Below are 25,717 nucleotides of genomic sequence, written 5' to 3' on the forward strand. Positions count from 1 at the left end.
TCCTACAATTCGCCGTGGCCGACGCGCGCGCCAGCCGGTTGATCGCAAAGCTTCTGGCCCATGGTCATGAAGGGAGCGACGAGCCGCAGCCGCTCCTCGACGCTCGTCGCCGCGCTGAACAGATCGCGGTTGGCCATGTTGCCGAGCGTCAGCTGCATCGGATCTGTCGTAACGATGACGCCACGCGGCTGGAAATCCTCGTCTTCATCCAGCCCATGCGGCCTGCCTTCGAAGAACATCACCACTTTCTGGCCGACACTCCAGACGCAGGCGAGCATTCCCTCGTCGACAGAAAACGGCCAGCCGGTCTCGTTTCCCGCACGGCTGATCGGCTGCAGCCGCACTTCTTGCGCCGTCGGAACATGGAACATGCCCTGTTCTCCCGCCAGCATCAGCGGCACCGCGACTGCCACCTCGGCCATCATCATCAGTGCGCCACCGCCGCGGCCGCCGCCTCGTCGATGAGGCGGCCTGTGCGGAAGCGCTCGATGGTGAAGGGTGCGTTGATCGGGTGCGGATCGTCCTTGGCGATGGTGTGGGCAAAGACATGCCCGGACCCCGGCGTCGCCTTGAAGCCGCCCGTGCCCCAGCCGCAATTGACGTAGAGGCCGGGCACCGGTGTCTTGGCCAGGATCGGCGAGCGGTCGGGCGTGACGTCGACGATGCCGCCCCACGAGCGCAGCATCTTCATGCGCGTGAAGATCGGGAACATTTCGCAGATGGCGTCGAGCGTATGCTGAAGAATGTGCAGCCCACCGGTCTGCGAATAGGAGACATACTGGTCGGTGCCGGCGCCGATCACCAGCTCGCCCTTGTCGGACTGCGAGATATAGGCGTGCACCGTGTTCGACATCACGACGCAAGGCACGACCGGCTTGATCGGCTCCGACACCAGCGCCTGCAGCGGATAGCTTTCCAGCGGCATGCGCACCCCGGCCATGTTCATGATGACGGAGGAGTGGCCGGCGGCGACGACGCCAACCTTCTTGGCGCCGATGAAGCCGCGCGTCGTGTCGACGCCCGTCACCGCGCCATTGGCGGCCCGCTTGACGCCGGTCACCTCGCAGTTCTGGATGATGTGCACGCCGCGCGCCGAGGCGCCGCGCGCATAACCCCAGGCGACCGCGTCATGGCGCGCCGTGCCGCCGCGACGCTGCAGCGCCGCACCGACCACCGGATAGCGTGCGTCCTTGGACGTGTTGAGCGGCGGGCAGAATTCTTTCGCCTGCTCGGGTGTCAGCCATTCATTGTCGATGCCGTTGAGCCGGTTGGCGTGCACATGGCGCTTCAGCACCTGGATGTCGTGCACATTATGCGCCAGCATCATGACGCCACGCGCCGAATACATGACGTTGTAGTTGAGCTCCTGGGAGAGCCCGTCCCACAGCTTCAGCGCGTGGTCGTAAATGCCGGCGCTCTCGTCATAGAGATAGTTGGAACGGATGATGGTGGTGTTGCGGCCGGTATTGCCGCCGCCCAGCCAGCCCTTTTCCAGCACCGCGACATTGGTGATGCCGTGCACGGTCGCGAGGTAATAGGCGGTTGCCAGCCCATGGCCGCCGGCGCCGACGATGATAACGTCGTATTCCTTCTTCGGCTCCGGCGAGGACCATTGTTCCTCCCAGCCCTTGTGGCCGCGCATGGCCTCGCGGGCGATGGCGAATACCGAATATTTCTTCACGTTCCAGCCTCGCAAATGGCAGCCGGGCGTTCATCATCAAGCCCCGGCGCGCGAGGTGTATCACTAGCGAAACAGCGCTGCCACCCTTGCGCTGTTTGCGACGGCGCTTGCCGTTTTGCGCCGCGCTGAAAAAGAGCTATCCGGCCTGGCTCCCATGATTGCCTTCAGTCACACTTCTCGGCGCTGGGGTTCGGAGGATGATGATGGGCAACGCCTGGTGGAATCTCACATTGCGCTTCCTGCTGGAGCTTGCCGCCTTGCTCGGCCTCGGCATGGCAGGCTGGAGCCTTTCGGACGAAGCGTGGCGTTGGGTCCTCGCCATTGCCTTGCCGCTCGCCGCAGCCGCGGCATGGGGTATCTTCGCGGTCCTCAACGATCCAAGCCGGTCGGGCCGGGCACCGGTGCCTGTACCGGGCGCTGTCAGGCTGGCGCTGGAATTCATCGTCCTGTTCGGCGGCGCCGCGGGTTTCCATTTGGCGGGCCATACCATTACGGCCATCATCATGGCCTTGCTGATCGTCATCAGCTACGCGTTCTCGCTGGATCGTCTGGCATGGCTGCTGCGGCGGTAGTGGCGCGAATCTCTGCAGCTTTCGGGTGGCTGCTGTTCTACCGATTTGCGACCAAGCATCCGATCGCCGGCGAAGCTGGCGCGAAGGACAAGGATGCCAAACATGCTCGCACTCGCCAACAAGATCGCCATCGTCACCGGTGCCAGTTCCGGCATCGGCCGCGCCACGGCAAAGCTGTTCGCCGAGGAAGGCGCCAGGCTCGTCATTTCCGCTCGCCGCCAAACGGAGCTTGATGCACTCGCAGTCGAAATCGAGGACGCCGGCGGCACGGCCGTCGCTCTCGCGGGAGATGTCACCGACGAGACCTATGCGAAAGCCCTCGTCGAGCTGGCGGTCGGCAGCTTCGGCGGCCTCGACATCGCATTGAACAATGCCGGCTCCGTCGGACTGATGGGCTCCGTCCCCGACATGTCGGCACAGACATGGCACGGGACGATGGATACCAACCTGACCAGCGCCTTTCTCGGCGCGAAGTATCAGATACCGGCCATGCTGGAGCGCGGCGGCGGCTCGCTGATCTTCACATCGAGCTTTGTCGGTTACACCGCCGGCATGCCCGGCATGGCCGCCTACGCTGCCGCCAAGGCAGGCCTGATCGGTTTGACGCAGGTGCTGGCCGCCGAATATGGACCGAAGGGACTGCGCGTCAACGCGCTGCTGCCGGGTGGCACCGACACACCGGGTGCGACGACGACCACACCCGAGGCCCGCGCCTTCGTCGAGGGCCTCCATGCCCTGAAACGCATGGCCCAGCCGCAAGAGATCGCCCGCTCGGCGCTTTACCTTGCCTCTGACGCCTCGAGCTTCACCACGGGTACCGCGTTGTTTGCCGATGGCGGTGTGTCGATCAACCGGACGTGAAGGATTTTTACGGAGAACTGCCTGTTCGTCGTTGTGACGCAGGCCGCCGCTCTTGCTTTTTCGGCGCGATTTGGCGATTCCGTTTCCTGTCGAAACGGGTCTTCTTGCCAAGACGGGTTGTGAAACCATGATGCTGGTCCGAACCTATGTCGCCCAGAGCGCAATCGAAGGCGTCGGCATGTTCGCCGCCGAACCAATCCGGAAGGGCGCCTCGATCTGGCGCCTGGATCCGGATTTCGACCGGCTGATTCCGATGGACAAATATGAGGCCGCACCCCAGCCCCTGAAGGAATTGCTCGACCGCTATGCCTATCCGAGCCCGGACAAGCCCGGTTTCATGGTCTACGAGGTCGACAATGGCCGCTTCATGAACCATTCGGCGACCCCGAACACCGACTTTTCGCAATATGGCGGTGCGACCGCGACCCGGGATATCGCCATCGGCGAGGAGATCACCTGCGACTACGGTGAGTTCTTCGAGGATTTCGAGCGGCTGCACTTGGCGACGGCGTAACGGGCACACTATCTCCAGGCGACGTGGCAATTTGGCTGTCGTCTCTCATTTCGACTGTGGACAGCGAGGCTTGATTCTGCTATCAGCCGCCACAATTCGTGGTGTCGAGCGCCGCGGAGGCTTGCGGCTATGGCTGCTTGCCTGTTGATATCAAACCCGAAAGACAGGATTGCCCGTGCAGGTACTCGTCCGCGACAATAACGTTGATCAGGCGCTTCGCGCGCTGAAGAAGAAGATGCAACGCGAAGGCATTTTCCGCGAAATGAAGATGCGCGGCCACTACGAGAAGCCTTCCGAGAAGCGCGCCCGTGAAAAGGCCGAAGCCGTTCGCCGCGCCCGCAAGCTGGCCCGCAAGCGCGCACAGCGCGAAGGCCTGCTGCCGATGACCCCGCGTCCGGTCGCTGCTGGCGGTGCTGCCGGTGCAGCGCGTCCGCCGCGCTGATTATCGCCAATATTTCGTCCTTTTCGAAGGATACCAGGGTGGCGCGATGCGGAATCGCCGCCACCCTTTTATTTTGATGTGACCCGGCCCGGAGGGGGAACCGGACCTGAACGACGGCGCAAGTGAGGACAGGGCAGACATGAACGCAACAAGCGTGGAGCGCGGGACCGCATTGCGTGGTTTCGCCCTGACAGCGGCCCTGCTTTCTGGACTGGTGCTTGCCGGCTGCCAGACATCGGGCCCGGCCGGTGAATTCAACAACATCGACAAGGCGCAAGGGTCGAGCGAGAACATCTCCTCGCTGTCGGCGGTCATCCAGCGCAATCCCCAGGATCCGGAAGGCTATAATGTCCGCGGCTCGGCCTATGGCCGCGGCGGCCAGTACCAGGCGGCGCTCAAGGATTTCAACCAGGCCATCCAGCTCAATCCGAATTTCTACCAGGCCTATTCGAACCGGGCCCTCATCCAGCGTTTCCTCGGCAACCAGGAAGCAGCCCTTGCCGACTACAACCGCTCGATCCAGATCAACGGCAATTACGACGCCGCCTATATCGGCCGCGGCAATCTCTACCGCAAGGCCGGCCGCACCCAGGATGCCTTCAACGACTTCCAGAAGGCGATCCAGCTCGACACGACGGACGCCCGCGCCTACCACAATCGCGGCCTGATCTACCAGAGCCAGGGCCAGCACAAATTCGCCATCGAGGATTTCTCGACCGCCATCTCGCTGGCTCCTGACGCCGCCGAGCCCTATAACGGCCGCGGCCTCTCCTATCTGGCGACCGGCGACGAGGATAACGCCTTCTCCGATTTCAACATGGCCATCAAGCTCGACGGCCAGAACGCCGAGGCCTGGGCCAACCAGGCGCTGATCTACGAACGGCGCGGCGACAAGGCAAAGGCGGCGAAGGCCTATCGCGAGGCTGTGCGCCTCAACCCCAGCTACCAGCCGGCCAAGGACGGCCTCGCCCGCGTCAGCTGACGTCGGCTCATCAGGCCCACGGCAAGGTGCGCACTGCATCGTGCGTATCCGAAAGGACACGCGGCGTTGAAGATCGCCGCCAATCCGGCAACCCTGTATTAACCCCCGCGACAAGCCGTTAACCCTCGCCTTGTTCGCGCCAAGTTTTCGGCGGAACGGTCGCGGCGCTCGAGACGTTACTGAAGACTGATTGCGAAAGGACCCTCCCATGATCAAGAAACTCGTCTGCGCTGCCGCCCTTGCAACGACAATGTTCGCTGCCGCCCCGGCCAGCGCCGGCAGGTTGCAGCTCGGCACGCTCGACTGCACCATCGATGGCGGCACCGGCTATCTCGTGACCTCCAACAAGGGCGTGTCCTGTGTGTTCCGGCCCTATCATCACGGGCCGTCTGAAATTTACACCGGCGTCATCTCGAAGCTCGGCGTTGATCTCGGCAAGACGCACCAGGGCCAGTTGGTCTGGGCGGTGTTTGCCGCGACCCGCGACCGTGACGCGGGCGACCTTGCCGGCAGCTACTACGGCGTCAACGCCGAGGCGAGCGTCGTCACCGGTGGCGGCGCCAACTTGCTGGTCGGTGGCTTCGACAGCGCCTTCATGCTGGAGCCACTCAGCGTCCAGGCGCAGACCGGCGTCAACCTGGCGGTCGCCGTCACCTCGCTGGAGCTGATCCACTCGCTCAAGTGATTGCACGGAGCCACGCGCTCCACGACCCCTCACCCTGCGGCGCGGAACCAGATAGTATGGTTCGCGCCGTTTGATTTTGAGGGGACCGCCATGTTCAGGACAGCCATCGCCGCTGCCGCGACCACGATCATGCTTGCGGGCGCCGCACGAGCGCAGGACCAGGGTATCGAACTCGGTGCGCTTGAATGCGCCATTTCAGGCGGCACCGGCTTCATCTTCGGCTCGAGCAAGGATTTGAGCTGCACCTTCACCCCGGCCGACAGGAGCTTCGCGCCGGAAGCCTATTTCGGCGCCGTCAACAAATACGGACTCGATATTGGCACGACCAAGCAGGCGGTGATGCGCTGGCTGGTGCTGACGCCGCTGAAGAACATTTACGCGCCGGGTGCATTGGCCGGTGACTATATCGGCGCCAGCGCCGAAGTGACCGCCGCCGTCGGCGCCGGCGCCAATCTCCTGGTCGGCGGCTCCTCGCAGGCCTTTACCCTGCAGCCGCTCAGCCTGCAGACGCAGACCGGCATCAATCTCGCCATCGGCGTCAGCCAATTCCAGTTGCGCAGCACCGAGAATTGACTGGGCCATGAGGGCGGCTTCCGCGGCGATTCGTCATCCACGGGCGGAGCTAGGAGCGTAGCGACGCAGACCCGAGGATCCACTCGGTCTCCTTCCCACTTCAAACCATACACCGGAACCGACACACAGGAACCGACACACAGGATCCTCGGGTCTTCGCGACGCCGCTACGCGGCTGCTTCGCCCGTAGATGACGAAATTGAGAGACTTCGCGAACGTCTGCAAAAAAGCCGCTTGAACTCAACCATGCTTGAGGTTTTAGAGGCCTGCCCTGGGTAGACAGCGCCTGGATACGGCGCTGTCGATCCTTATGGTCCTGCCGGAAGCCCGCACTGGCCTCTGGCAGCATGCGCTACAAGCGAGATAGGCAAAGGCAGGGGTGAACATGACTGAAATCACCAGCAACAAGGTAGACTGGCGCGCATTGTGGGCAAGCGGCGACCTCGCCCGCTTCTGCTTCATCAGCCTCGGCATCCTGCTGCACGCCACCAATGAGACGATGGTGGCGACGGTCATGCCGGCCATGGTCGGCGAACTGGCCGGCGTACAGCTCGTCGGCTGGTCCCTGGCGATCTACGAACTCGGCGCCATCGTCGCCGGTGCCGCCGCCGGACGCCTGGTGAGTTATGTTCCGCTGCGCACCAACATGGTGGTCGCGGCCCTGCTTTATGCCGCCGGCGCGCTGATCTGCGCCACCTCGCCCTCGATGCAATTGTTCCTTGCCGGCCGCTTGATCGAGGGCCTCGGCGGCGGCGCGCTGGTGTCGCTGGCCTTCGTATCGGTCGAGCGGCTGTTTTCGCGTGCCATCTGGCCGCAGCTTTTCGGCATCATGTCGGCTATCTGGGGCGTCGCCGCGTTCAGCGGACCGTTGCTCGGCGCTGTTACGACCGAATTGCTGTCCTGGCGCTGGGCCTTCGGCGTCTTCACACTCGGCGGCACCGCCATGGCGCTGGCAAGCTTCCTCGTACTCAACACGCCGGAGGCGAAGAAACCCAGCACGAGTGCCGGCAAGGCGCCGCCCTTCCCTTTCGTGGCGCTTGGTTGTCTTGCCGTCGCCGTGGTGCTGATCGCCTCGGCCGGCGTCGACATCGCCCTGTTGCGTTCCTCGCTGCTGATCGTGTTGGGCCTGACGGGCCTCGCGCTGTTTTTCTACGTCGACGCGCTGAAGCCGCGCTCCAGGCTGTTCCCGGCGCGGCTGTTCTCCTGGCGCACTCCGGTCGGCGCCGGCATGACGATGGTCGCCGCCTTTTCCATCGCGACCTGCTCCTTCGGCGTCTACGGGCCGCTGCTCTTGACCAGCCTGCACGACATTCCGCTGCTGACCACCGGCTACATCATCGCCGCCGAATCGATCGCCTGGTCGATCCTGTCGATTCTCGTCGCCAACGCGCCGCCGCGGCGCGAAAGGCTGATCATCGTCTGCGGCGCGCTGATGATCGCGGCGGGCATCGCCGGCTTCGCCTACACGATACCGCTGGGCTCGATCCCGCTGATCCTGGTCTGCGCCCTGCTGCAGGGCGGAGGCTTCGGCATTGCCTGGCCGTTCCTGACCCGCGTCATCGTCGCCTCCGCACCGGCCGAGGAGCAGACCATCGCCTCGGCCGCGGTGCCGACGATGCAGCGCATCGGCTATGCAGTGGGCGCCGCCATTGCCGGCATCGTCGCCAACGCCAGCGGCTTTTCGCAGGGCCTGAATCACGACGCCGCGGCCAATGTCGCGAGCTGGCTGTTCCTTGCCTTCGTGCCGCTCGGCATTCTGGGCTGTCTCGCCGCCTTGCGGATATCGGCGGCGGCAAATCGGCCTCTGGAGGCGATCGGCTGACGCAGGTTTATCGGACAGGCTGTTTCACTCGACACGCAGGCGATAGCCGACACCGGTCTCGGTGGTGATGTAGCGCGGCTGGTCGGGGGTTTTTTCGATCTTCTGCCTGAGCTGGCGGACATAGACCCTGAGGTACTGCACGTCGGTCGAATCGTCCCAGATCTGCTTCAGCATGAAGTGGTGTGTCAGCACCTTGCCGGCATGCTGCACCAGGATGCGCAGTATGTCGTACTCTTTCGGCGAGAGCTTCACCTCCCTGTCCTCGACCTTGACGACGCGCTTGACCAAATCGACGCTGAGGTCACCGCTCTGGAATACCGGCTTCTCACCCTGTTGCTGGAACTTGTGGCGCAGCGCCACCCGGATGCGTGCCACCAGTTCGTTCATGCCGAACGGCTTGGTGACATAGTCGTCGGCGCCGAGTTCGAGCGCGCTGACGATGCCGGCCTCGTCGGTACGGCTGGAAAGGATGACGACGGGAACGTCGACGCCCTCCTCCCGCCATTTGCGCAGGAGTTCATGGCCCCCCATGCCGGGCAGGCCGAGATCGAGCAGCACGAGATCCGGCGTCTCCTGTTCCATCAGCTCGATCGCCGCCTTGGCGTTCGGCGCCTCGCTGACCGCGTAACCCTGGCTGCCAAGGCCGACCCGCAGCAGCTTGCGGATCGGCGGCTCGTCGTCGACGACCAGTATCCTGACATTCGAATTGGTCATCGAGGCTGATCCATGCCGGGCTCGTCGCCGCGGTTGCCGATATCGCGCGCCTGCGCCGGCACCGGCATCCTGATGGTGAAGGCGCCACCGGGGCGGTCGGTCCGGTTGGCGGCCGCGATCGTGCCGCCCATCGCCTCGACGAAGCCACGGCAGATCGACAGGCCGAGCCCGGTGCCGGCGCGCACCTGATCGCCCTTGCGCACCCGGTAGAAGGTATCGAAGACACGTTCCAGGTCCTGCGCCGGAATGCCCGGTCCCTCGTCCATGATCCGCACCATGACGGAGCCATTATCGGCCCAGGCCTGGATGCGGATCGTCGAGCCGGGCGGCGAATATTTCGAGGCATTGTCGAGAAGGTTGAACAGGACCTGTTCGAACAGCACGGGATCGAGCCGCAGCATCGGCAAGTTGGGCGGAATATCGACCTCGATCTTGTGCTCGCTGGTGATCTTGCGGGCACGGTCGAGCGCCGTGCCGACGATATCGCCGACATAATGGAGGGCGTAGTTCGGCTCCATCGCCCCGGATTCGATCTTGGTCATGTCGAGCAGGTTGGCGATGAAGCGGTTCAGCCGCTCCGATTCGTCGATCACGGTCGACAGCAGCTCCGCCCTGTCCTGCTCGGGGAGGTCGGGCGCGAATTCCTTGAGCGTGCCGGCCGCGCCCATGATGGCGGCGAGCGGCGTTTTCAGGTCATGCGAAATCGAGGTCAGCAGCGCCGAGCGCAGCCGGTCGGCTTCGGCCGCGAGCTTGGCGCGATCGACATCGGCGACGAGCTGGATGCGTTCGATCGCCACCGCCGCCTGATCGGCCAGCGCGTCGAGCAGCCGCTGCTGCTCGGGCGTCAGAAGCGGGCCCTGCTTGTCATTGTCGAGGCCGACGACGCCGATTGCGGTGCGTCCCGTGCGCAAGGGAAGATAGAGGCGCTTGGCGCCAGGAAGCGTATCGGCGCCGCGTCCGGCGGCACGGTTGTGCTCCCAGGCCCAGCGTGCGGCGGCAATGTCGGCCTCGGCCAGCGTGTCGTCGGGCGGATAGCCTGCCTTGACGGTGATCGTGCCCTCTTCCGGCAGCAGCAGCACCACGCGCAGCTTCAGCATCGAGGCGATCTGGAAGGCGGTGGCCCAGAGCACGTCGTCGAGCGTGCCGGCGCCTGCGAGCTTCTTGGAGAACAGATAGATGTCCTCGGTTGCCCGCGCCCGCGAGCGGGCGGCGGCGGCCTGACGCTGCACGCGCGCCGTCAGGTTGCTGGCAATGACCGCAACGGCGACGAAGACGGCAATCGCGACGATGCTCTCGGGATCGCGGATCGTCAGCGTGTAGCGTGGCTCGAGGAAAAAATAGTTGAAGGCAAGGACACTGAGGAAACAGGCGTAAAGCGCCGGCCAGAGACCACCGGCCACCGCCGATGTCAGCACGGAGAGCAGGAAGACGATCGCCAGATTGCGAACGTCGAGGAACTGGTCGAGAGCAGTGCTGACGGCCAATGATCCGGCAACGTAAGCCGTGGCCAGCAAATACGGCTTAGCCTGGAAATGCCTTTCCTCGGCTGCCGCGTCCACTCTCCTGGAAGACGTTTCGGTGTCCCGCTCCGTTCCCGAGATGACATGGACACTGATGTCGCCGGCGTTGCGGATCAGATCATAGGTGAGCGACCCTTCGATCAGTTCGCGCCAGCGCGACCGGGTCGGCCTGCCGATCACGATGTGGGTGAAATTGTTGGCCGTCGCATGGCGAACGATGTCCTGCGCGACGCTCTGGCCCGGGATGGTCGTCACCTCGGCACCGAGCTGCTCGGCGAGGCGCAGCAGTGTGGCGAGCCTGTCCTTGTCGTCCTCGGACATGCCGGCGGAGCGGGGCGTGTCGACATGAAGCGCCGTCCATGGCGCACGAAGCCTGTCAGCCAGCCTGCGTGCGTAGCGAATGCGGGCTGCCCCGCCCGGACGGGCATCGACGCAGACAAGAACCCGCTCCCCCGCCGCCCACGGACCCTGGATGGCGTGGGACTGCATGTGGTTGAGCAGTTGCTCGTCGACGCGCTGGGCGGTTCGGCGCAGCGCCAGTTCCCGCAACGCCGTCAGATTGCCCGGCGAAAAATAGTTCTCGACGGCACGCTGCGCGGTATTGGGGAAATAGACCTTGCCCTCCTCCAGCCGCTTGATCAGGTCGTCGGGCGTCAGATCGATGATCTCGACATCATCCGCCTGGTCGATGATGGAGTCTGGAACCGTCTCGCGCACCCTGACCCGGGTAATCTGGGCGACGACGTCGTTCAGGCTTTCGACATGTTGGATGTTCAGCGTCGTATAGACGTTTATGCCCCGCGCCAGGATTTCCTGGACATCGAGATAGCGCTTGGGGTGGCGGCTGCCGGGCGCGTTGGTGTGGGCGAGTTCGTCGACCAGGACCAGCGCCGGACGCCGGGCAAGGATGGCATCGATATCCATCTCGTCGAGGACGCGCCCCTTGTAGTCGACCCTGCGGCGGGCAATGACTTCAAACCCCTCGACCAGGGCCTGTGTTTCCTTGCGGCCATGCGTCTCGACCACGCCGATCACCGCGTCGGCACCGTCGGCCACCCTGGCACGACCCGACATCAGCATCTCGTAAGTCTTGCCGACACCGGGTGCCGCGCCCAGGAATATGCGCAGACGGCCGCGCCCTTCCCGCTCGGCATGCTCTAGCAGCGCGTCGGGAGATGGTCTGTTTTCGACGTAGCTTCTGTCGTCCGGCATCGGGTCCGATCATGAATGGCGCCGGGGACCGTGTCGATCCCTGGCGCCGGACATCACCTACTTCGCGGCATCCAGCGCCAGGTTGAGGGCCAGGACATTAACCGCCGGCTCGCCGAGCACGCCCAATTCCCGGTCCTCCACCTGGCCGTCGACGAGCGCCTTGACCTTGGCCTCGTCGATGCGCCTTGCCTTGGCCACGCGCGGAACCTGGAAATAAGCGGCCTCGGGACTGATCTGCGGATCAAGGCCGCTGCCGGACGTCGTCACCAGGTCAATCGGAACCGGCTGGTGCGGGTTCTCAGACTTCAGCTTTTCCGCATCGCCCTTGATGCGCTCGATCAGCTTCGGGTTGGTCGGACCGAGGTTGGAGCCGCCGGAGGCGCTGGCATCGTAGCCGTTGCCGGCAGCCGACGGCCGTCCGTGGAAATACGTGTCGCTGGCGAAGGCCTGGCCGATCAGTTCGGAGCCGATCACCTTGCCGCCCCTCTCGATCAGGCTGCCATTGGCCTGGCGCGGGAACAGCGCCTGGGCGATGCCGGTCATGCCGATGGGATAGACGAGCCCGGTCAGCACGGTGAAGAAAACGATCATGATGATCGCGGGTCTGATCTGCTTGAGCATCGGAATGATCCTTATGCAAGGCCAAGGGCGGTGACGGCCATGTCGATTGTCTTGATGCCGACGAACGGCACGACGATGCCGCCGAGACCGTAGACGAGAAGGTTGCGGCTGAGCAGCGCACCCGCGCCGATCGCCCGGTACTTCACACCGCGCAGCGACAGCGGGATCAGCGCGATGATGATCAGCGCGTTGAAGATGATGGCCGACAGGATGGCGCTCTGCGGTGTCGCCAGATGCATGATGTTGAGCGCTTGCAGCGGACCTGTGGTCTGGCCGGGCGCGACGTAGAAGACCGCGAACATGGCCGGGATGATGGCGAAATACTTGGCCACGTCATTGGCGATCGAGAAGGTGGTCAGCGAGCCGCGCGTCATCAACAGCGCCTTGCCGATTTCGACGATCTCGATGAGCTTGGTCGGATCGCTGTCGAGGTCGACCATATTGCCGGCCTCGCGAGCAGCGACCGTGCCGGTGTTCATGGCGACGCCGACATCGGCTTGCGCAAGGGCTGGCGCATCGTTGGTGCCGTCGCCGCACATGGCGACCAGTTTGCCCTTGGCCTGCTCGTCGCGGATCAGCTTCAGCTTGTCCTCCGGTGTCGCCTGGGCAAGGAAGTCGTCGACGCCGGCTTCGGCCGCGATGGCGGCTGCCGTCATCGGGTTGTCGCCGGTGATCATGACCGTGCGGATGCCCATCTTGCGCAGCTCGGCAAAACGCTCGCGGATGCCGCCTTTGACGATGTCCTTGAGGTGCACGATACCCAGCAGGCGCCCGTCCCGCTCGACCGCCAGCGGCGTGCCGCCGGATTTCGCAACCTCGTCGGCGATCGCCTGTAAATCCCTGATCGTGTCGCTGTTCGGACGCGTCGCGCGGCTGGCCGATGTCGCCTGGCTGACATGGGCGAGCACGGAATCGACCGCGCCCTTGCGTACCGACGAACCGTCGATGTCGACGCCACTCATGCGGGTCTGGGCGGTGAAGGGCACGAAAGCAGCATGCAATGTCGCCATGTCGCGGGCACGGATGGCATATTTCTCCTTGGCCAGCACCACGATCGAGCGGCCTTCAGGCGTCTCGTCGGCGAGCGAGGCAAGCTGTGCCGCGTCCGCCAGTTCCTGCTCGCTGACGCCCTTGACCGGGCGGAATTCCGTCGCCTGGCGATTGCCGAGCGTGATGGTGCCGGTCTTGTCGAGGAGCAGCGTGTCGACGTCGCCGGCGGCTTCGACGGCGCGACCCGACATGGCCAGCACATTGAAGCGCACCAGCCGGTCCATGCCGGCAATGCCGATGGCCGACAGCAGCGCGCCGATCGTGGTCGGGATGAGCGTCACGAACAGCGCGACGAGCACAGTCACCGAAATATAGCCACCCGAGTAGTGGGCAAAGCTCGGGATGGTCGCTGTGGCCAGCACGAAGATCAGCGTCATGCCGACAAGCAGGATGTTGAGCGCGATCTCGTTGGGCGTCTTCTGGCGCTCGGCGCCTTCGACCAGCGAGATCATGCGGTCGAGGAATGTGTGGCCCGCGGCGGCGGTGATGCGCACGCGGATCCAGTCCGACAGCACCTGCGTGCCGCCGGTGACGGCCGATCGGTCGCCGCCGGATTCGCGGATCACCGGCGCGGATTCGCCCGTTATCGCCGCCTCGTTGACTGAGGCGACGCCTTCCACCACCTCGCCATCGGACGGGATGATGTCGCCGGCTTCGACGAGAACGATATCGCCGACCTTCAGGCTGGTGCCGGGTACCAGCTTGAACCTGGTGCGGTCCACGCCCGTCAAAAGCTTGGCCTGGGTTTCGGTGCGAGCCTTGCGCAGCGAATCCGCCTGCGCCTTGCCGCGCCCTTCCGCGACGGCTTCGGCGAAATTGGCGAATAGCACGGTGAACCACAGCCAGATGATGATCTGCAGCGTGAACAGCAAATCACCGCCGCCGGTGACGAGGTCCTTGACGAACAGCACCGATGTCAGCGCCGAGACGACGGCGACGACGAACATCACCGGGTTGCGGGCCAGCGTGCGCGGATCGAGTTTGCGGAAGGCGCCGCCGATGGCGGGCCACAGGATGCCGGCATCCATGATGCTGGCTGACTTTGACTGACTCATTTTGAAGCTCCGGCTTCAGTGTTGGTGTGCGGCGGCGACTGGTCGGATGCCGAAAAAAGATGAGGAAGCCCGTAGGCCAGCAGCCAAAGCGCGATCATGGCGGCGGCAAGCCCAAGAAACGTCGACATGGTCGGGAAGGGAGGCGGCAGCCCCTCCTTCCCCGGATCGGCCCGATGCCTGATATTGCGGCGCTTGTTGCTGAACCAGGACATGTCTGCCTCAGAATGTCTGTCCATGGATCATCGCCAGGTGCTCGACGACAGGTCCGACGGCGAGCGCCGGGAAGAAGGTCAGGCCGCCGACGATGACGATGACGCCGACCAGCAGCCCGACGAACAGCGGACCGTCGGTCGGGAAGGTGCCGGCTGAGGCGGGGACGGTCTTCTTCGCCGCCAGCGCGCCGGCGATGGCGAGCGCCGGGATGATGACCAGGAAGCGGCCCATCAGCATACCGATGCCGAGCGTGATGTTGTACCAGGGCGTGTTGCCGCTGAGGCCGCCGAAAGCCGAACCGTTGTTGGCCGCCGCCGAGGTGTAGGCGTAGAGGATCTCGGAGAAGCCGTGCGGCCCGCCATTGGCGATCGACGCCACCGCGCTCGGCAGCACCACCGCGATCGCCGTGAAGATCAGCATCGCCAGCGGCAGGCACAGGATCGCCAGCATCGCCATCTTGACCTCCTTCGCCTCGATCTTCTTGCCGAGATATTCGGGCGTGCGGCCGACCATCAGGCCGGCGACGAAGACGGCGATCAGGATGAACATCAGCATGCCGTAGAAGCCGGCGCCGACGCCGCCGACGATGACCTCGCCGAGTTGCATGTTGATGAGCGGAATCATGCCACCGAGCGCGGTGAAGCTATCGTGCATGGCGTTGACCGCACCGCAGGAAGCTGCCGTGGTGATGACGGCGAACAAAGCCGAGAGCGCTATGCCGAAGCGGGTCTCTTTCCCTTCCATATTGCCGCCGTCGATGCCCAGCGCATGCACCAGCGGATTGCCCGCGGCTTCCGCCCAGTAGCAGACGGCGACGCCAACGATGAACAGCACGCCCATTGAGGCGAGGATCGCCCAGCCCTGGCGCTGATTGCCGACCATGCGGCCGAAGACGTTGGTCAATGCGGCGCCGACGACGAAGATCGACAGCATCTGGATCAGGTTGGAGACGGCGTCGGGATTCTCGAATGGATGTGCCGCGTTGGCATTGAAGAAACCGCCGCCATTGGTGCCGAGCATCTTGATGGCGACCTGCGAGGCGACCGGCCCCAGCGCGATGGTCTGCTTGGCGCCCTCAAGCGTCGTGGCGTCGACGTAAGGCCCCAGCGTCTGCGGCATGCCGAGCCAGACATAGACCAGGGTGAGCACGACGCAGAGCGGCAAGAGCACATAGAGCGTGGCGCGCGTCATATCGACCCAGAAATTGCCGATCGATCTTCCGGAAGCGCGGGCGAAGCCGCGGACCAGCGCGATTGCAATGGCGATGCCGGTGGCGGCCGAAACGAAATTCTGGACCGTCAGCCCGGCCATCTGCACGAGATAGGACATCGTGCTTTCGCCGCCGTAGTTCTGCCAGTTGGTGTTGGTCATGAAGCTGGCGGCGGTGTTGAAGGCGAGCGCTGGGTCGACCGCGCTCATGCCGACCGGATTGTAGGGCAGACTGCCTTGCAGGCGTTGCAGGACATAGAGCACCAGGAAGCCCGCCAGGTTGAACAGCAGGAGAGCCACCGCATAGGTGGTCCAGTGCTGCTCCTCGCGCTCGCTGGTTCCGCAAATGCGGTAGAGCCCGCGCTCGAGCGGGCCGAGGATCGGTGAAAGCGGCGTGCGATCGCCATTGAAGACGCGGTGCATGTAGAAGCCAAGCGGCTTCACCAGCAAAACGAGGATCCCGCAATAGAGGAGGATCTGTATCCATCCGTTCAGTGTCATGGCTGTGGCTTTCCGTGCCTTCAGAAGCGTTCTGGACGAATGAGGGCGTATGTCAGATAGGCGAGCAGGAACAAGGTCACGCCACCGCCGAGGATGTAATCGACAAGCATGGTTCGATCCTTCAGCCTAGATCCTGTCGCAAGCTTTGACGTAGACGATGGACAGACCGAAGAACAAAGCCCCGACCCCAAGAACAATGATGTCCATTCTGTTTTCCTTGCTTCCAATTTTTTACTTGTCTCCTGCCAAAGACAGGGCGTAAATACTGTGAGACGGCGCGCCGCACTAGGCGGCGTCGACGGCTTTGCTCGACGTGAATATGGACCCGATCGCCATAAAGGTTCGAGACGGGGCGGATGGGAAAGAAATAGGAATTCTATAAAGGTTTCCGGCGCGGCTCGCCGTCGAAGAGCAGCTTGTCGACGCGGATTGCCGGGAAGGATATGCCGCCGCGCTTTGCGGCCTTGCTGGGAACGCTCTACCGCGGCTCCCGCGTCAGGCTGAGATAGGTCGGATCGAACTCGGCGATTTCCTGGAGCCTGTGCCAATCCAGGATTGTCACCGTGTGATTTGCCCAATTGACGACGCCGACTTTGCGCAAGGCGCCGATGACGCGGTTCATGTGTACGACGGAAAGACCGAGCACATCGGCCAGCTCGGCCTGTGAGAGCGGCAGGTGAAAGCTCATGCCGTTGGTGCGCTGCACCACCTGCAGCCGTACGAAAAGCTCACAGAGGAGATGGGCCAGGTGTGAGGTCTTGGAGCGGCGGCCCATCGCCACGATCCACTCGCGATGGATGGCGCCGTCGACCAGCGTGTCCAGCCACAGCAGCCGCGTCAGATGCGGCGCTTCCTCGGTGATGGCGCGAAGCCGGCTGTGATCGGCGAACATCACATGACAGGGCGACATGGCAACGATGCCGTGATCCATCGTCTTCAGGAGGAAGGCGTGGAGATCGACGAAATCGCCAGGCACCTGCAGCGAGGTGAACTGCCGGCCGCCGTTCTCGAGCACCTTGTAGCGCGCTGCCAAACCGTCGAGGACCAGGGTCGAATAGGTCGGCCGCGCGCCCGATGCGACGATATCCTGGCCGACCGCGAAATGCCGCTCGAAAGTCATGGCCTCTGCCAGCAGCGCCTTTTCGGCATCGGAAAGCGCGTCGTGCTGGGCGAGATTCAGATACAGGGATTCCAGCACCGCTATCTCCAGCGAAAGGGCTCAGAGCCGATCGCCAACTGTCGAAAGCAAGGGGCGGCTACCGAAGCACTAGGTCGTCGGGCGCCGGCGGGCATTAACATTTGTTAGAAGGCGCTTATTCGCCAACGAAGATCATCTCTGATGGAACAACGGCTTAGCCCGCGAATTGTCGCTCAAGTCTCTTTTGGAAATTTCATCAGCTCGGGATCCGGCCGCATCATGCCCAGATACTTTCTCGACCTTTACAATGGCGATGGCCTGACGGTGGATGACCATGGTCAGGTGTTCGATACGCGCGAGCGTCTGCGGCGCGAGGCAATCCTTATCCTGCCCGACATCATTCGCGACGAGATGATCGAAAACGACCGAACGGCCATCACCGTGAAGGTGCGCGACGAGAGCGGGCGCCATGTCTTCGAAGCATCGCTCGTCATCTCATCGAGTTGGTGCGATTGACCGCGGCCCCTCCGCAAGATGGAATGGAAAGCCCGGCTCGGAGGGCCAAGCCGGGCTTTCGGGGACGGCCGTACGAACTGGCCATCGCAATGACAGCTCCAACGATCAGGCGGCGTAGCCGCCATGGCCGCGTGCGACGGCCCGCGCCACGATGACAGGCTCGATCTCGGGCCAGAGAATACCGGTGGCCTCCGCGAATTCAACAAACGCGTGGCGCGCTTCGTCCCTCGTGATGCAGCCTTCCAGGGCCAGGCCGCACGCCTCGACGGCATTGCGATAAAGCGGACCACGGCGAGAGGTCGTCCAGTTGGTCAGGAAATCGTGCATTTCGGCCAGCGAGGCGATTTCGCGCCTGAAGCCGAGACCGACGGTCAGTGCGACGGGCGGATGAAACAACTTGTCATGCATGAAGCGGGCTCCTGATTGGACGCGGGTTCTCGGAGAAAATCCTGGCGGGGATCTATGATGAGACGCCGGGTAACGCATCGCGAGCCGGGAGGTTCCGGAGCAAACAGGACCGTTTGCGGAACGCACGCCTGAGTGCGCCGAAAATCTTGCATCCTGATCCACCGGCCATGGCTGCTGCTCGGTCGGACCGGCGAGAAGACGGATTAAGGTTCGATGATCGAGATGCAATATGCCAGGCTGTACCCAGAAGCTCCTGCTGAAAAGGGAAGCTGGCGGAGAGAGCGGGACAACGGCGTGAAGCGGAACCAGACAAAGGTAAGCGGCCCTTTGCGGATAGCGAAGTGGCAACCTTGCTGGCGGGTGATGCCGGTCCGCTGCTCAATGACCTGGTGCCTATCGGAGCGCTGAGCGGAATGCGTATCGAGGAGATTTGTCAACTCCACGTTTCTGATTACCGAGATGAGATGTTCAGCGTGTGGGCAGGGAAGACCGATAACGCCCGCCGCACGGTCCCAATCCACAGCGGGCTTGAAGAGATCGTCAAGCGCCGCACGGAAGGCAAGAAGGACAGCGAATATTTGTTTGACGATCTGCCGCCTATCCCGAAGTCACGCGAGACGCGTTCCGACCCGCTGCAAAGCAGTTCCCCGGTATCGTCGCAAGGCGGGGGTGGATGAGCGGCCAAACGAGAAAGCCAAGAGCAATGTGGATTTCCACTCGTTCCGCCGATGGTTCATCCGCAAGGCGCGTGATGCCAAGCTTGCGGGGGCGGAAGGCTTCGATGTGGACCATCACATGGGTGGTGGGGCACACGGATAGCGAACGGGCCAAGAGCCCTCAGCCAGCACGGGCTACGCTGGGCAGGACCCGGAGAAGGCGAAAAGGGCGCTTGTGGAGGCCGTTAAGCTTCCGCTAGCTGGGTCCAGGCGGCGTTAAAGGTTGACCTAAGTTGCGGAAAATTGTGGCCCATAGCCTGCCCCGCATGTCCACCCGCACGAGTTCGTCTCGGCTCATCGCCCCAAGGCACATTGCAACGGTATGGCTGGCAAGGTGGACGACGCGCTGGGCAGGTGCGCTGCCCCAGCGTTTGCGTCGAAGTTGAGCTGACTACTGGGATAGCCGTTGGCGGTGGATGTTGAGGCCTTCCTGCGGGCAGTTCTCCACAGCGTTGCTACTTTATCCAGACGTTGAGCGGTGCATCGAAATTCGTAACGCGAACCGCATTTGCGTGACCAATGGCGATCCCAACGCTGTTCAAGTCCAAGTGCTTAATTGGGGAATCATCCCATTTGTTGAACAGCATGCCAATCTCCGGCGACTCTGGCGTCAGCATCTCGATCAACCCATCTCTTTGGGGGATCGACGCCGCGTATACTCCCCAGATGGCTTCAAGCTCCGCTTTGGCGAACTGGGCTAAACCCCGTGTCGTGAAGACAGTTACATTTGTAGCGTTTGGCTGGACCATCCCCGGGTTCCTGACACAGGCGACCAATAAATTATCGACGCTTTCCGCCTTCTCTGGCGCAACGCTAGCCCTGTATGCATCGAGTGAGTTTCCCATTCCGATCAAACCGCCATAGCTCATTACGAGTGCGTCACGCAGCTTAAATTCACCCATTGAAATGATGCCGCACGACTGAGCAACTATATGCCAATAAGATGACTGCTCCAGAGATACGTCGGTAGCCAATGGAATCAGCTTTTGATTAATGTAATCTCTGAACGCTTCAACAGAATTAACCGAATGTGTGACGGTATGCCGTACCACGTAACAAAGTGAGAGTGCAGCAAACTCATTGACTGTTAAGCGCGGTGCGCGAGCAGCCGCCTCGTTAAGCGTGAGAGCCTCTCGGGAGTGCTCCTTGGCCTGGGAGCGCCTAGCGATGATATCGACCAGCGTCTCTTTTACGGCGGGGCTTCCGCTTCGTGCAAAGGCGTCTTGTGCCTCACCAAGCATATACTGGAAATCTGGTTCCCGTAGGGCTTCCGAGTTAGCTCGGTTGGTATCAACAAATACATGCAACAACTCGTCGCAAAGGTCTTTCATCCGCTTATCGGCGGTCGCCTGCGCTTCCTGTTGAAACTGGATTTGGTTATGCATCAGCTTGGTCATGATTTCGACCATCTGGTCGGGAGTCAGGCCCAATGTCACATCGCCTTGAGATTGTATTGCTACGCCGCCTTCTGCGACATGCTGGGATTGTTTACTCATCGGCGTAAATTAGTGTCCCGTCCCGACTGAATTCCGGTGCCTCCCTTGCCAACATTTTGATTTTGGTCAGGTGAGTTTTTTCGTTTTCCGGTGACGAACACCCAGCCAATTACTGCAAGTAGGATAGCAACTATGATTGCCGCAATGCCTATCCAGTCAGAAGTTGTCATAAGGTAACTCCTCTTTATGGGAATCACTACGGCGTATCCGGCAAAATTGAAATCCTTAGAGATGTCATTCCAGTGAAATTTTTGGGTCACACATTTGAGACGCCATATCGTGAGCGCGGCGGCAAGCTTTCCGCCCTGTCCCCCTGCCGGCGCCGTTTTGCGGGCTTCGCGCTCACTGTTCAACGACTATTGTTTTCCTGCCCCTTTTGCTAATTCGGCTTAGCCCCTGCATTTTCATCGCCATCTGGTAGATCGCGGAGCCGCTCTGATTGTTCCCAATCGTTAAGGATACGAGCGACTTGCTTCTCGCGACGACGCGGATCGATGACTAGCTGAATCTGGCTGACGAAATGTCGTTGGCAAGCTTCCAGCCGCGATCTAAGTTCAGAACTAGGCGTTCCGTCTGACAGAGAATCGTAAACGGCAACCAAGCAATCCAATACAGGCTGTCTAAGCCCCCGGTACGCAGGCTCTTTGTCAATTCCGTACTTCTCGGACCACTGGTTGGGAAAATACCACCGCCCAATGTCGATCAAGGCGCTCAGCTTGCTTAGCACAGCAGCCCGCTGTCCCTCCTGAATATGCATTGCCTCGGCAACAGTGAAGCAAACTTGCTGGGCCCAGTCACGAACAGCATCGAAATGCGTATCCGTCCAGGCTCGCTGCTCCAGCCGATGTTGTTGTTTGAGCAAGTCGGCGTTCTGTCGAGCGAGTTCGCGGTTCTCCAAGTTGGCGCGATCTGCCCCACGTCGTTCGACAATTGCAACTAGCAACGCCAACAGGGCGACCAATGCCGCCGCCCAAGTTGCCATGTCGCCAATATTCGCTGATGACATCCCCCACCCCTCCTCATCGAGGAGTTTCTATCACGAGTTCAGTTTGTCTCACTAGAGCAAGCCCGTGTGAGTCTCGCAAAAGGTCGTCCAAGCGGTCTCACATGAATGGTTTCTTGACATTTCGACTGCCAGTCTCACATAGTGGTATCAAATTAATCCAATGGAGAACCCTATGTCATGACCACAACCGCACTAGTCGGCTACGCTCGCACTTCCACCACTGACCAAAAGGCAGGGCTTGATGCCCAGCTTCGCGACCTTGAGCTAGCGGGATGCACAAAGGTGTTTCGCGAAGAGATTTCCTCTGTTGCCACCAATCGGCCTCAGCTTGCCGCCGTGCTTGAATGGGTGCGTGAAGGCGACACATTGGTTGTCACGAAGTTGGATCGGCTAGCACGCTCCGTTGCCGACCTCGTGTCGATCACGGCAGCCTTGAAGGCAAAGGGGGCAGGTCTTCGCATCCTGGCAATGAACCTCGACACGGCCACGCCCACAGGAAAGCTGATGTTGAACCTACTGGGTTCAATCGCGGAGTTCGAACGGGGGCTAATGCTTGAGCGGCAACGCGAGGGGATAGCGAAGGCGAAGGCGGAGGGAAAGTATGCTGGAAGGCAGCCTACAGCCCGGCGGCAGGCCGGCGAGGTGCTTCGGCTCCGTACAGAGCGCAAGTCTGTCAACGACATCGTGCAGGCCTTGGGGATTAGCAGGGCGTCCGTCTTCCGAATTCTTGCAGAGAACGCAGAAGCTTAGGGGCTGGGCTCCGCTTTGGTCCGTAAGTTTGTGCTTGGGGGCTGCGTGAGGTGAGACGCTTGGCAGCCCCACCAAGAAGCTACCAGCTCCGCAAAATAGAACTAGGACCGCGAGAGCGAATATGGCCAACAGTGTGCCGACCACAGCAAGGGGGCCATTGGCCTTTACCTTGGCGAACCAAATTGACACTTCCAAATCGCTCATGTCCGGTGCGCTCCTTTCGAGGCGCAACGTATCATCAGGGCGTTGATGTTGCGTTTTTAGATGCTCTTGCGTCGTAGGCTGTTGGCGCATCATCCGGGGAGCGAGTGATATGGTGGCTCTGCTGAAACAAGGTCGGTTGCTTTCCTGCTGGGCTCTGTTGCTCTTGGTGTCAGCGAGGCCCCGATACGCGGAGACAGTTGAGGTGAAATATCGCGGTCCCGTTGACCTCGCCAACTTCGATTGCACAGCGGAGCTAGACGGTAGCGTGGTCAAGCGCGTCTGCTACAACGCTGAGCATTCCTATATGCTCATCCGGCTAAAGCAGGTCTGGTACCATTACTGCGAGATAGACCAAGGCACGGTGTCTGCCCTGTTGGCAGCCGGGTCAAAGGGCGCTTTCTACAACAAGAACATCAAGGACGCGGCGACGGGCGCGGCAAGTTCGGTTGCAGGGATAAGCCAGTTCCGGAATTCTAATCCCCTAGCGCTCGCCAAGCCGCCATTTGGGATCGCCTGTAGTGCTGGTTTCGTCAACGATGCTGTCGTATTCCCGGCCAACGAGGACGAGCACAAAGCCGCCGAGAAACGTAACGGTGGTAATGGCGATCAAAGCGAGAGCCCACCATTCGGGCACTTTGAAATACCAAGCCCACGCAAATGCTTGTAGCAGGGCGAGAACAACAGCATCCATGTTCCATGCACGCCGTCGGAGTTGAGACGGCTTCTTGTTGTTACCCTGTATTTGATTGGCACCTCTTCTTACCTCCCCGCGCCCATGGCATGTTCCCAATTTTTGTTGCAGCTTAGTTGCCATGTGCAATCTCTACAACATCGCCACGTCGCAAGAAGCCGTCCGCCAATGGACCCGAACTTTACGGGACATCTTGGGAACCTTGAGCCGTCCATTGACATCTATCCCAACCGCCCCGGCCCCGTGGTCCGCAACGCGCGGGACGGGCAACGGGAGCTTGCAATTTGCTGTGGGGCATGCCGACACCCGTTGAACGGATGAGGGGCAAGGCCGACTACGGCACTAACATAGCCCGTGCTAGTCCCGCGTATGCCGGTAAATACGAAGTTGATGGGCCGATTGAGCCGTCACTACGAGTGAACGTTCCGCTGCCCTCGCGACTGTCGACTGGACATGCCACCCTTGGCCCTTACTATGACTGCACGGTTTGGGGGACTCAGTATGATTTGGGATTTCTTGGCAGGCTTTTGGGGAGCATTGCGAGCGGACGCGCAAACGTGGTCCATGATTGTCACCGCCGCTGCAACCATCGCGCTTGGCTTCTTCACCTGGGTGTTGGCAAAGGAGACCAAGCGGCTATCGATGGCAACGGCCCAGGCTCACGTTGTGGCAACCCTTGAGCCGAACCCATGGTCAGTCAAACACTATGACCTTGTTGTCGCCAATACAGGAAACGCCGCTGCTCACGACGTAGTGGTCTCGTTCACTCCCGACCTTGAAGAAAGGGATGGTGGCTTGCACATCGGTCGCCCTCTCAGGCACCTAAGTGTTTTGAAGCCGGGTCAATCGTTGTCGTGCTACGCCGGAGCTTACGAAACCTTTGGCGAGAAGACCTACCAAGTTTCCACCGGCTGGATACACCACCCGGCCGACCGAAACCGCCAATCTCTCAGTTACGAACTTTCGATGAGGGACTACGCAGATTTCGGGCATCTAGGAGCCCGGACGCCGTTTGTGCAAATGGCCGAGCAAATTGAGAAAATACGGGAAGACTGGCGATATGTCGCAAGCGGCTCTCGGCACCTCAAGGCGGATACCTATTCCGGCGAAGACCGCGAGAAAGAACGAAAGCGACGGGAGGCGGAACACAAAGCAGCTTCGTTGCCACCTAGAAAGCCAAAGGACGGCAACCAATAGCAATCTTGGGGCACCGGCGTGGGGCACCACTTCAAAGGCGCTGCGCTAAGGCATCTATTTTTCAGATAGTTAGCGCCTCATCAGAGAATTGGCGGAGAGAGCGGGATTCGAACCCGCGTTACGGTCTCCCGTAAACACACTTTCCAGGCGTGCGCCTTCAACCACTCGGCCACCTCTCCGTCCTTGCATTTTTCGCGACGGCCGGTTTCGCCGCGCGGGTTGGGGACAATGCAGTCCCTTCAGGGAGGAGTAGCGATTTCCGCGCTATGGGCGCCGCCAACCAGCGGACACCTCTCCCCGGCACCTGAGCCGTCAAAGCAACAGGCGCGGGGCTCATCTAGTCGATCCCGCGCCGAATGCCAAGCCATAACGACAGTCTATTCGCTTTGCCGGCCACACAGCGCTTCGCGAGGCCGCGGCGGCATCCGTTTCAAGGTGCCGACGCCCCGAATGATGTGCACAGGCGGGCCGGCAAGGCCGGCCGCGCTTGACTTCGTCGCGGGCCACCTGTCGAGTGAAACGGAGACTTTGCGGGGGGCATCGTCCGGGCATGACATCAGGCAGTGAACAACCGGGCGGCGGGATGCCGGGGCAGGCGCCAATCGGGCGCCCGGACAGCGGGCTGTCCTACGTGCCGGTGGGCTGGCTTATCTTCGTCATGGCGTGGTCGGTCTACGGCCTGGCCTCCACCTGGTGGCTGACCGGCAATTCCGGCCTGCCGGACAGGATCTTCTATTTCCTCCTTGGCGGGCTTGCCGTCGACATCATCACCATCCTGTGGGGGCTTTATTTGCTCGGACTTGCCTTTGGCCGCTCGGCGCGCTTCCCGCGCCAGTTCATCATCTGGCAGGTGGCGACCATCGCCTGGGTGCTGGCGAGGCAGGCCTATGTGCTCGCCGTGCCAGATTTCGTCTTTTCCGCCAGGAGCCTGCTGATCGGCGGCGCCGAAATCGCCATCGGCCTGCTCTGCATCTATCTGCTGCGCCGTGGGTCGGGCGCCGAGGGCGTCTATGCCAGGCCGCGGGCCGAAGCGCCGTCGGTCTTCGTCTCCATCGTGGCTGCCTTGCTCGGCATCGTCCTGGGCGCGGTCATTGGCGCCGTTGGCGGATTCCTGGCTGGCTCGGTGATCGCCGATGTCACCGAGGTCAGCTGCTTCGAGGGCGGCTGCGGCTACTTTGCCGCCTTCGTCGGATTGGCCGGGCTGGTGGTCGGTGCCATTGCCGGAGGCATTCTTGCCGTCTGGCTCGTTCACCGCACCAGGCGCGAGCCGACCGCATAGGCCCAGAAAAGCGCGGGCCTTCAAATTCGCGTATCGCGATTGCAGCTGAACCGCACGCATTCTATTTCTGTTTCGGATATGTGCCGGTG

Annotated in this window: 28 protein-coding genes, 1 tRNA gene and 1 pseudogene; 15 read left to right on the forward strand and 15 right to left on the reverse strand. The window is 62.0% G+C overall.

Annotated features, from left to right (window positions below; genetic code table 11):
- Positions 1-2: 2 nt before the first annotated feature.
- Complete coding sequence (locus FJ950_RS22785) at positions 3-425, reverse strand: hypothetical protein (protein WP_140619005.1); 423 nt, start codon at positions 423-425, stop codon at positions 3-5.
- Between the two features lie 2 nt (positions 426-427).
- Entirely contained in the window at positions 428-1,681 is a 1,254-nt protein-coding gene (locus tag FJ950_RS22790) for a sarcosine oxidase subunit beta (RefSeq protein WP_023793829.1), read from the reverse strand.
- Between the two features lie 203 nt (positions 1,682-1,884).
- Between FJ950_RS22790 and FJ950_RS22795 the strand changes: the two genes are divergently transcribed.
- The 8 genes from FJ950_RS22795 (at position 1,885) to FJ950_RS22830 (ending at position 8,132) form a co-directional block, all read left to right on the forward strand.
- A complete protein-coding gene (locus FJ950_RS22795) occupies positions 1,885-2,253 on the forward strand; it encodes a DUF2568 domain-containing protein (RefSeq protein ID WP_140618782.1) in 369 nt (122 codons plus the stop codon).
- 102 nt (positions 2,254-2,355) lie between these two features.
- Positions 2,356-3,114 (forward strand): SDR family oxidoreductase, encoded by a 759-nt coding sequence (locus FJ950_RS22800; RefSeq protein WP_140618784.1) that lies wholly within the window; start codon positions 2,356-2,358, stop codon positions 3,112-3,114.
- A gap of 127 nt (positions 3,115-3,241) precedes the next feature.
- A complete protein-coding gene (locus FJ950_RS22805; protein ID WP_140618786.1) occupies positions 3,242-3,628 on the forward strand; it encodes an SET domain-containing protein-lysine N-methyltransferase in 387 nt (128 codons plus the stop codon).
- A 175-nt stretch (positions 3,629-3,803) separates the two neighbouring features.
- Positions 3,804-4,070, forward strand: a complete 267-nt coding sequence (gene rpsU / locus FJ950_RS22810) for a 30S ribosomal protein S21 (RefSeq protein WP_010911429.1) — start codon at positions 3,804-3,806, stop codon at positions 4,068-4,070.
- Positions 4,071-4,209: 139 nt separating this feature from the next.
- The gene (locus FJ950_RS22815) at positions 4,210-5,052 is read left to right on the forward strand and encodes a tetratricopeptide repeat protein (RefSeq protein ID WP_127275461.1); all 843 of its coding nucleotides are present in this window, start codon (positions 4,210-4,212) and stop codon (positions 5,050-5,052) included.
- 208 nt (positions 5,053-5,260) lie between these two features.
- Positions 5,261-5,737, forward strand: a complete 477-nt coding sequence (locus FJ950_RS22820; RefSeq protein ID WP_023770564.1) for a DUF992 domain-containing protein — start codon at positions 5,261-5,263, stop codon at positions 5,735-5,737.
- Between the two features lie 90 nt (positions 5,738-5,827).
- Entirely contained in the window at positions 5,828-6,310 is a 483-nt protein-coding gene (locus FJ950_RS22825; RefSeq protein ID WP_140618787.1) for a DUF992 domain-containing protein, read from the forward strand.
- Between the two features lie 385 nt (positions 6,311-6,695).
- Positions 6,696-8,132: an MFS transporter gene (locus tag FJ950_RS22830; RefSeq protein ID WP_140618789.1), complete on the forward strand. Its 1,437-nt coding sequence runs from the start codon at positions 6,696-6,698 to the stop codon at positions 8,130-8,132.
- Between the two features lie 24 nt (positions 8,133-8,156).
- Here the strand turns inward: FJ950_RS22830 and FJ950_RS22835 are convergent, their stop codons facing one another.
- The 8 genes from FJ950_RS22835 to FJ950_RS22870 all read right to left on the reverse strand — a co-directional run bounded on the left by FJ950_RS22835 (position 8,157) and on the right by FJ950_RS22870 (position 17,425).
- Entirely contained in the window at positions 8,157-8,846 is a 690-nt protein-coding gene (locus FJ950_RS22835; protein WP_140618791.1) for a response regulator transcription factor, read from the reverse strand.
- Positions 8,843-11,578, reverse strand: a complete 2,736-nt coding sequence (locus FJ950_RS22840; protein ID WP_140618792.1) for a sensor histidine kinase KdpD — start codon at positions 11,576-11,578, stop codon at positions 8,843-8,845. Before FJ950_RS22840 ends, FJ950_RS22835 begins: the two co-directional genes overlap by 4 nt.
- A 57-nt stretch (positions 11,579-11,635) precedes the next feature.
- Positions 11,636-12,199: a potassium-transporting ATPase subunit KdpC gene (kdpC, locus tag FJ950_RS22845; RefSeq protein ID WP_140618794.1), complete on the reverse strand. Its 564-nt coding sequence runs from the start codon at positions 12,197-12,199 to the stop codon at positions 11,636-11,638.
- 11 nt (positions 12,200-12,210) lie between these two features.
- Positions 12,211-14,304 carry a potassium-transporting ATPase subunit KdpB gene (kdpB, locus tag FJ950_RS22850; protein ID WP_140618796.1) on the reverse strand — a complete coding sequence of 698 codons (2,094 nt, stop codon included), beginning with the start codon at positions 14,302-14,304 and terminating at the stop codon, positions 12,211-12,213.
- Complete coding sequence (locus FJ950_RS22855; protein WP_015315767.1) at positions 14,301-14,516, reverse strand: hypothetical protein; 216 nt, start codon at positions 14,514-14,516, stop codon at positions 14,301-14,303. The genes kdpB and FJ950_RS22855 overlap by 4 nt, the downstream gene beginning before the upstream one ends.
- A gap of 7 nt (positions 14,517-14,523) precedes the next feature.
- On the reverse strand, positions 14,524-16,227 hold the full coding sequence (gene kdpA, locus FJ950_RS22860; RefSeq protein ID WP_140618798.1) for a potassium-transporting ATPase subunit KdpA: 1,704 nt from the start codon (positions 16,225-16,227) through the stop codon (positions 14,524-14,526).
- A gap of 20 nt (positions 16,228-16,247) precedes the next feature.
- Positions 16,248-16,337 (reverse strand): K(+)-transporting ATPase subunit F, encoded by a 90-nt coding sequence (gene kdpF / locus FJ950_RS22865; RefSeq protein ID WP_015315765.1) that lies wholly within the window; start codon positions 16,335-16,337, stop codon positions 16,248-16,250.
- A 368-nt stretch (positions 16,338-16,705) separates the two neighbouring features.
- A complete protein-coding gene (locus FJ950_RS22870; protein WP_140618800.1) occupies positions 16,706-17,425 on the reverse strand; it encodes a Crp/Fnr family transcriptional regulator in 720 nt (239 codons plus the stop codon).
- A gap of 219 nt (positions 17,426-17,644) precedes the next feature.
- On the opposite strand from FJ950_RS22870, the gene FJ950_RS22875 reads away from it, so the two are divergent.
- Positions 17,645-17,881 carry a hypothetical protein gene (locus FJ950_RS22875; RefSeq protein ID WP_015315763.1) on the forward strand — a complete coding sequence of 79 codons (237 nt, stop codon included), beginning with the start codon at positions 17,645-17,647 and terminating at the stop codon, positions 17,879-17,881.
- 105 nt (positions 17,882-17,986) lie between these two features.
- Here the strand turns inward: FJ950_RS22875 and FJ950_RS22880 are convergent, their stop codons facing one another.
- Entirely contained in the window at positions 17,987-18,289 is a 303-nt protein-coding gene (locus FJ950_RS22880) for a DUF982 domain-containing protein (RefSeq protein WP_140618802.1), read from the reverse strand.
- 341 nt (positions 18,290-18,630) lie between these two features.
- On the opposite strand from FJ950_RS22880, the gene FJ950_RS22885 reads away from it, so the two are divergent.
- Positions 18,631-18,966: a tyrosine-type recombinase/integrase gene (locus FJ950_RS22885; protein ID WP_140618804.1), complete on the forward strand. Its 336-nt coding sequence runs from the start codon at positions 18,631-18,633 to the stop codon at positions 18,964-18,966.
- 494 nt (positions 18,967-19,460) lie between these two features.
- Here FJ950_RS22885 and FJ950_RS22890 read toward each other — a convergent pair whose 3' ends face one another.
- Genes FJ950_RS22890 through FJ950_RS22900 form a run of 3 tightly spaced genes read right to left on the reverse strand, consistent with a single transcriptional unit; the run spans position 19,461 to position 21,507 of the window.
- Complete coding sequence (locus FJ950_RS22890) at positions 19,461-20,501, reverse strand: LPO_1073/Vpar_1526 family protein (RefSeq protein WP_140618806.1); 1,041 nt, start codon at positions 20,499-20,501, stop codon at positions 19,461-19,463.
- Positions 20,498-20,854, reverse strand: coding sequence for a hypothetical protein (locus FJ950_RS22895; protein ID WP_140618808.1), 357 nt, complete (start codon positions 20,852-20,854; stop codon positions 20,498-20,500). The genes FJ950_RS22890 and FJ950_RS22895 overlap by 4 nt, the downstream gene beginning before the upstream one ends.
- Before the next feature lie 26 nt (positions 20,855-20,880).
- Entirely contained in the window at positions 20,881-21,507 is a 627-nt protein-coding gene (locus FJ950_RS22900) for a hypothetical protein (RefSeq protein WP_140618810.1), read from the reverse strand.
- 177 nt (positions 21,508-21,684) lie between these two features.
- Here FJ950_RS22900 and FJ950_RS22905 point away from each other — a divergent pair, with 177 nt between their 5' ends.
- The 4 genes and pseudogenes from FJ950_RS22905 (at position 21,685) to FJ950_RS22925 (ending at position 24,349) form a co-directional block, all read left to right on the forward strand.
- On the forward strand, positions 21,685-22,257 hold the full coding sequence (locus FJ950_RS22905) for a recombinase family protein (RefSeq protein ID WP_140618812.1): 573 nt from the start codon (positions 21,685-21,687) through the stop codon (positions 22,255-22,257).
- Between the two features lie 406 nt (positions 22,258-22,663).
- The gene (locus tag FJ950_RS29700; protein WP_210242365.1) at positions 22,664-23,128 is read left to right on the forward strand and encodes a KTSC domain-containing protein; all 465 of its coding nucleotides are present in this window, start codon (positions 22,664-22,666) and stop codon (positions 23,126-23,128) included.
- Between the two features lie 145 nt (positions 23,129-23,273).
- Positions 23,274-23,496 (forward strand): annotated as a pseudogene (locus tag FJ950_RS29875) (SOS response-associated peptidase); the annotation flags it as partial.
- Between the two features lie 157 nt (positions 23,497-23,653).
- The gene (locus FJ950_RS22925; RefSeq protein ID WP_181171405.1) at positions 23,654-24,349 is read left to right on the forward strand and encodes a hypothetical protein; all 696 of its coding nucleotides are present in this window, start codon (positions 23,654-23,656) and stop codon (positions 24,347-24,349) included.
- An 89-nt stretch (positions 24,350-24,438) separates the two neighbouring features.
- Here the strand turns inward: FJ950_RS22925 and FJ950_RS22930 are convergent.
- Positions 24,439-24,528: transfer RNA gene (locus FJ950_RS22930), tRNA-Ser, on the reverse strand.
- A 371-nt stretch (positions 24,529-24,899) separates the two neighbouring features.
- Between FJ950_RS22930 and FJ950_RS22935 the strand changes: the two genes are divergently transcribed.
- A complete protein-coding gene (locus FJ950_RS22935) occupies positions 24,900-25,628 on the forward strand; it encodes a DUF2569 domain-containing protein (RefSeq protein ID WP_246681366.1) in 729 nt (242 codons plus the stop codon).
- The last annotated feature ends 89 nt before the right edge of the window (positions 25,629-25,717 follow it).

The sequence above is a fragment of the Mesorhizobium sp. B2-3-14 genome (assembly GCF_006442175.1).
Classification (GTDB): domain Bacteria; phylum Pseudomonadota; class Alphaproteobacteria; order Rhizobiales; family Rhizobiaceae; genus Mesorhizobium; species Mesorhizobium australicum.

Coding starts and splice junctions, on each gene's coding strand:
- FJ950_RS22785 (WP_140619005.1), bottom strand. CDS start 425: ATGATGGCCGAGGTGGCAGTCGCGGTGCCGCTGATGCTGGCGGGAGAA.
- FJ950_RS22795 (WP_140618782.1), top strand. CDS start 1,885: ATGGGCAACGCCTGGTGGAATCTCACATTGCGCTTCCTGCTGGAGCTT.
- FJ950_RS22800 (WP_140618784.1), top strand. CDS start 2,356: ATGCTCGCACTCGCCAACAAGATCGCCATCGTCACCGGTGCCAGTTCC.
- FJ950_RS22805 (WP_140618786.1), top strand. CDS start 3,242: ATGATGCTGGTCCGAACCTATGTCGCCCAGAGCGCAATCGAAGGCGTC.
- FJ950_RS22815 (WP_127275461.1), top strand. CDS start 4,210: ATGAACGCAACAAGCGTGGAGCGCGGGACCGCATTGCGTGGTTTCGCC.
- FJ950_RS22820 (WP_023770564.1), top strand. CDS start 5,261: ATGATCAAGAAACTCGTCTGCGCTGCCGCCCTTGCAACGACAATGTTC.
- FJ950_RS22825 (WP_140618787.1), top strand. CDS start 5,828: ATGTTCAGGACAGCCATCGCCGCTGCCGCGACCACGATCATGCTTGCG.
- FJ950_RS22830 (WP_140618789.1), top strand. CDS start 6,696: ATGACTGAAATCACCAGCAACAAGGTAGACTGGCGCGCATTGTGGGCA.
- FJ950_RS22835 (WP_140618791.1), bottom strand. CDS start 8,846: ATGACCAATTCGAATGTCAGGATACTGGTCGTCGACGACGAGCCGCCG.
- FJ950_RS22840 (WP_140618792.1), bottom strand. CDS start 11,578: ATGCCGGACGACAGAAGCTACGTCGAAAACAGACCATCTCCCGACGCG.
- kdpC (WP_140618794.1), bottom strand. CDS start 12,199: ATGCTCAAGCAGATCAGACCCGCGATCATCATGATCGTTTTCTTCACC.
- kdpB (WP_140618796.1), bottom strand. CDS start 14,304: ATGAGTCAGTCAAAGTCAGCCAGCATCATGGATGCCGGCATCCTGTGG.
- FJ950_RS22855 (WP_015315767.1), bottom strand. CDS start 14,516: ATGTCCTGGTTCAGCAACAAGCGCCGCAATATCAGGCATCGGGCCGAT.
- kdpA (WP_140618798.1), bottom strand. CDS start 16,227: ATGACACTGAACGGATGGATACAGATCCTCCTCTATTGCGGGATCCTC.
- kdpF (WP_015315765.1), bottom strand. CDS start 16,337: ATGCTTGTCGATTACATCCTCGGCGGTGGCGTGACCTTGTTCCTGCTC.
- FJ950_RS22875 (WP_015315763.1), top strand. CDS start 17,645: ATGCCCAGATACTTTCTCGACCTTTACAATGGCGATGGCCTGACGGTG.
- FJ950_RS22880 (WP_140618802.1), bottom strand. CDS start 18,289: ATGCATGACAAGTTGTTTCATCCGCCCGTCGCACTGACCGTCGGTCTC.
- FJ950_RS22890 (WP_140618806.1), bottom strand. CDS start 20,501: ATGAGTAAACAATCCCAGCATGTCGCAGAAGGCGGCGTAGCAATACAA.
- FJ950_RS22900 (WP_140618810.1), bottom strand. CDS start 21,507: ATGTCATCAGCGAATATTGGCGACATGGCAACTTGGGCGGCGGCATTG.
- FJ950_RS22905 (WP_140618812.1), top strand. CDS start 21,685: ATGACCACAACCGCACTAGTCGGCTACGCTCGCACTTCCACCACTGAC.
- FJ950_RS22925 (WP_181171405.1), top strand. CDS start 23,654: ATGATTTGGGATTTCTTGGCAGGCTTTTGGGGAGCATTGCGAGCGGAC.
- FJ950_RS22935 (WP_246681366.1), top strand. CDS start 24,900: ATGACATCAGGCAGTGAACAACCGGGCGGCGGGATGCCGGGGCAGGCG.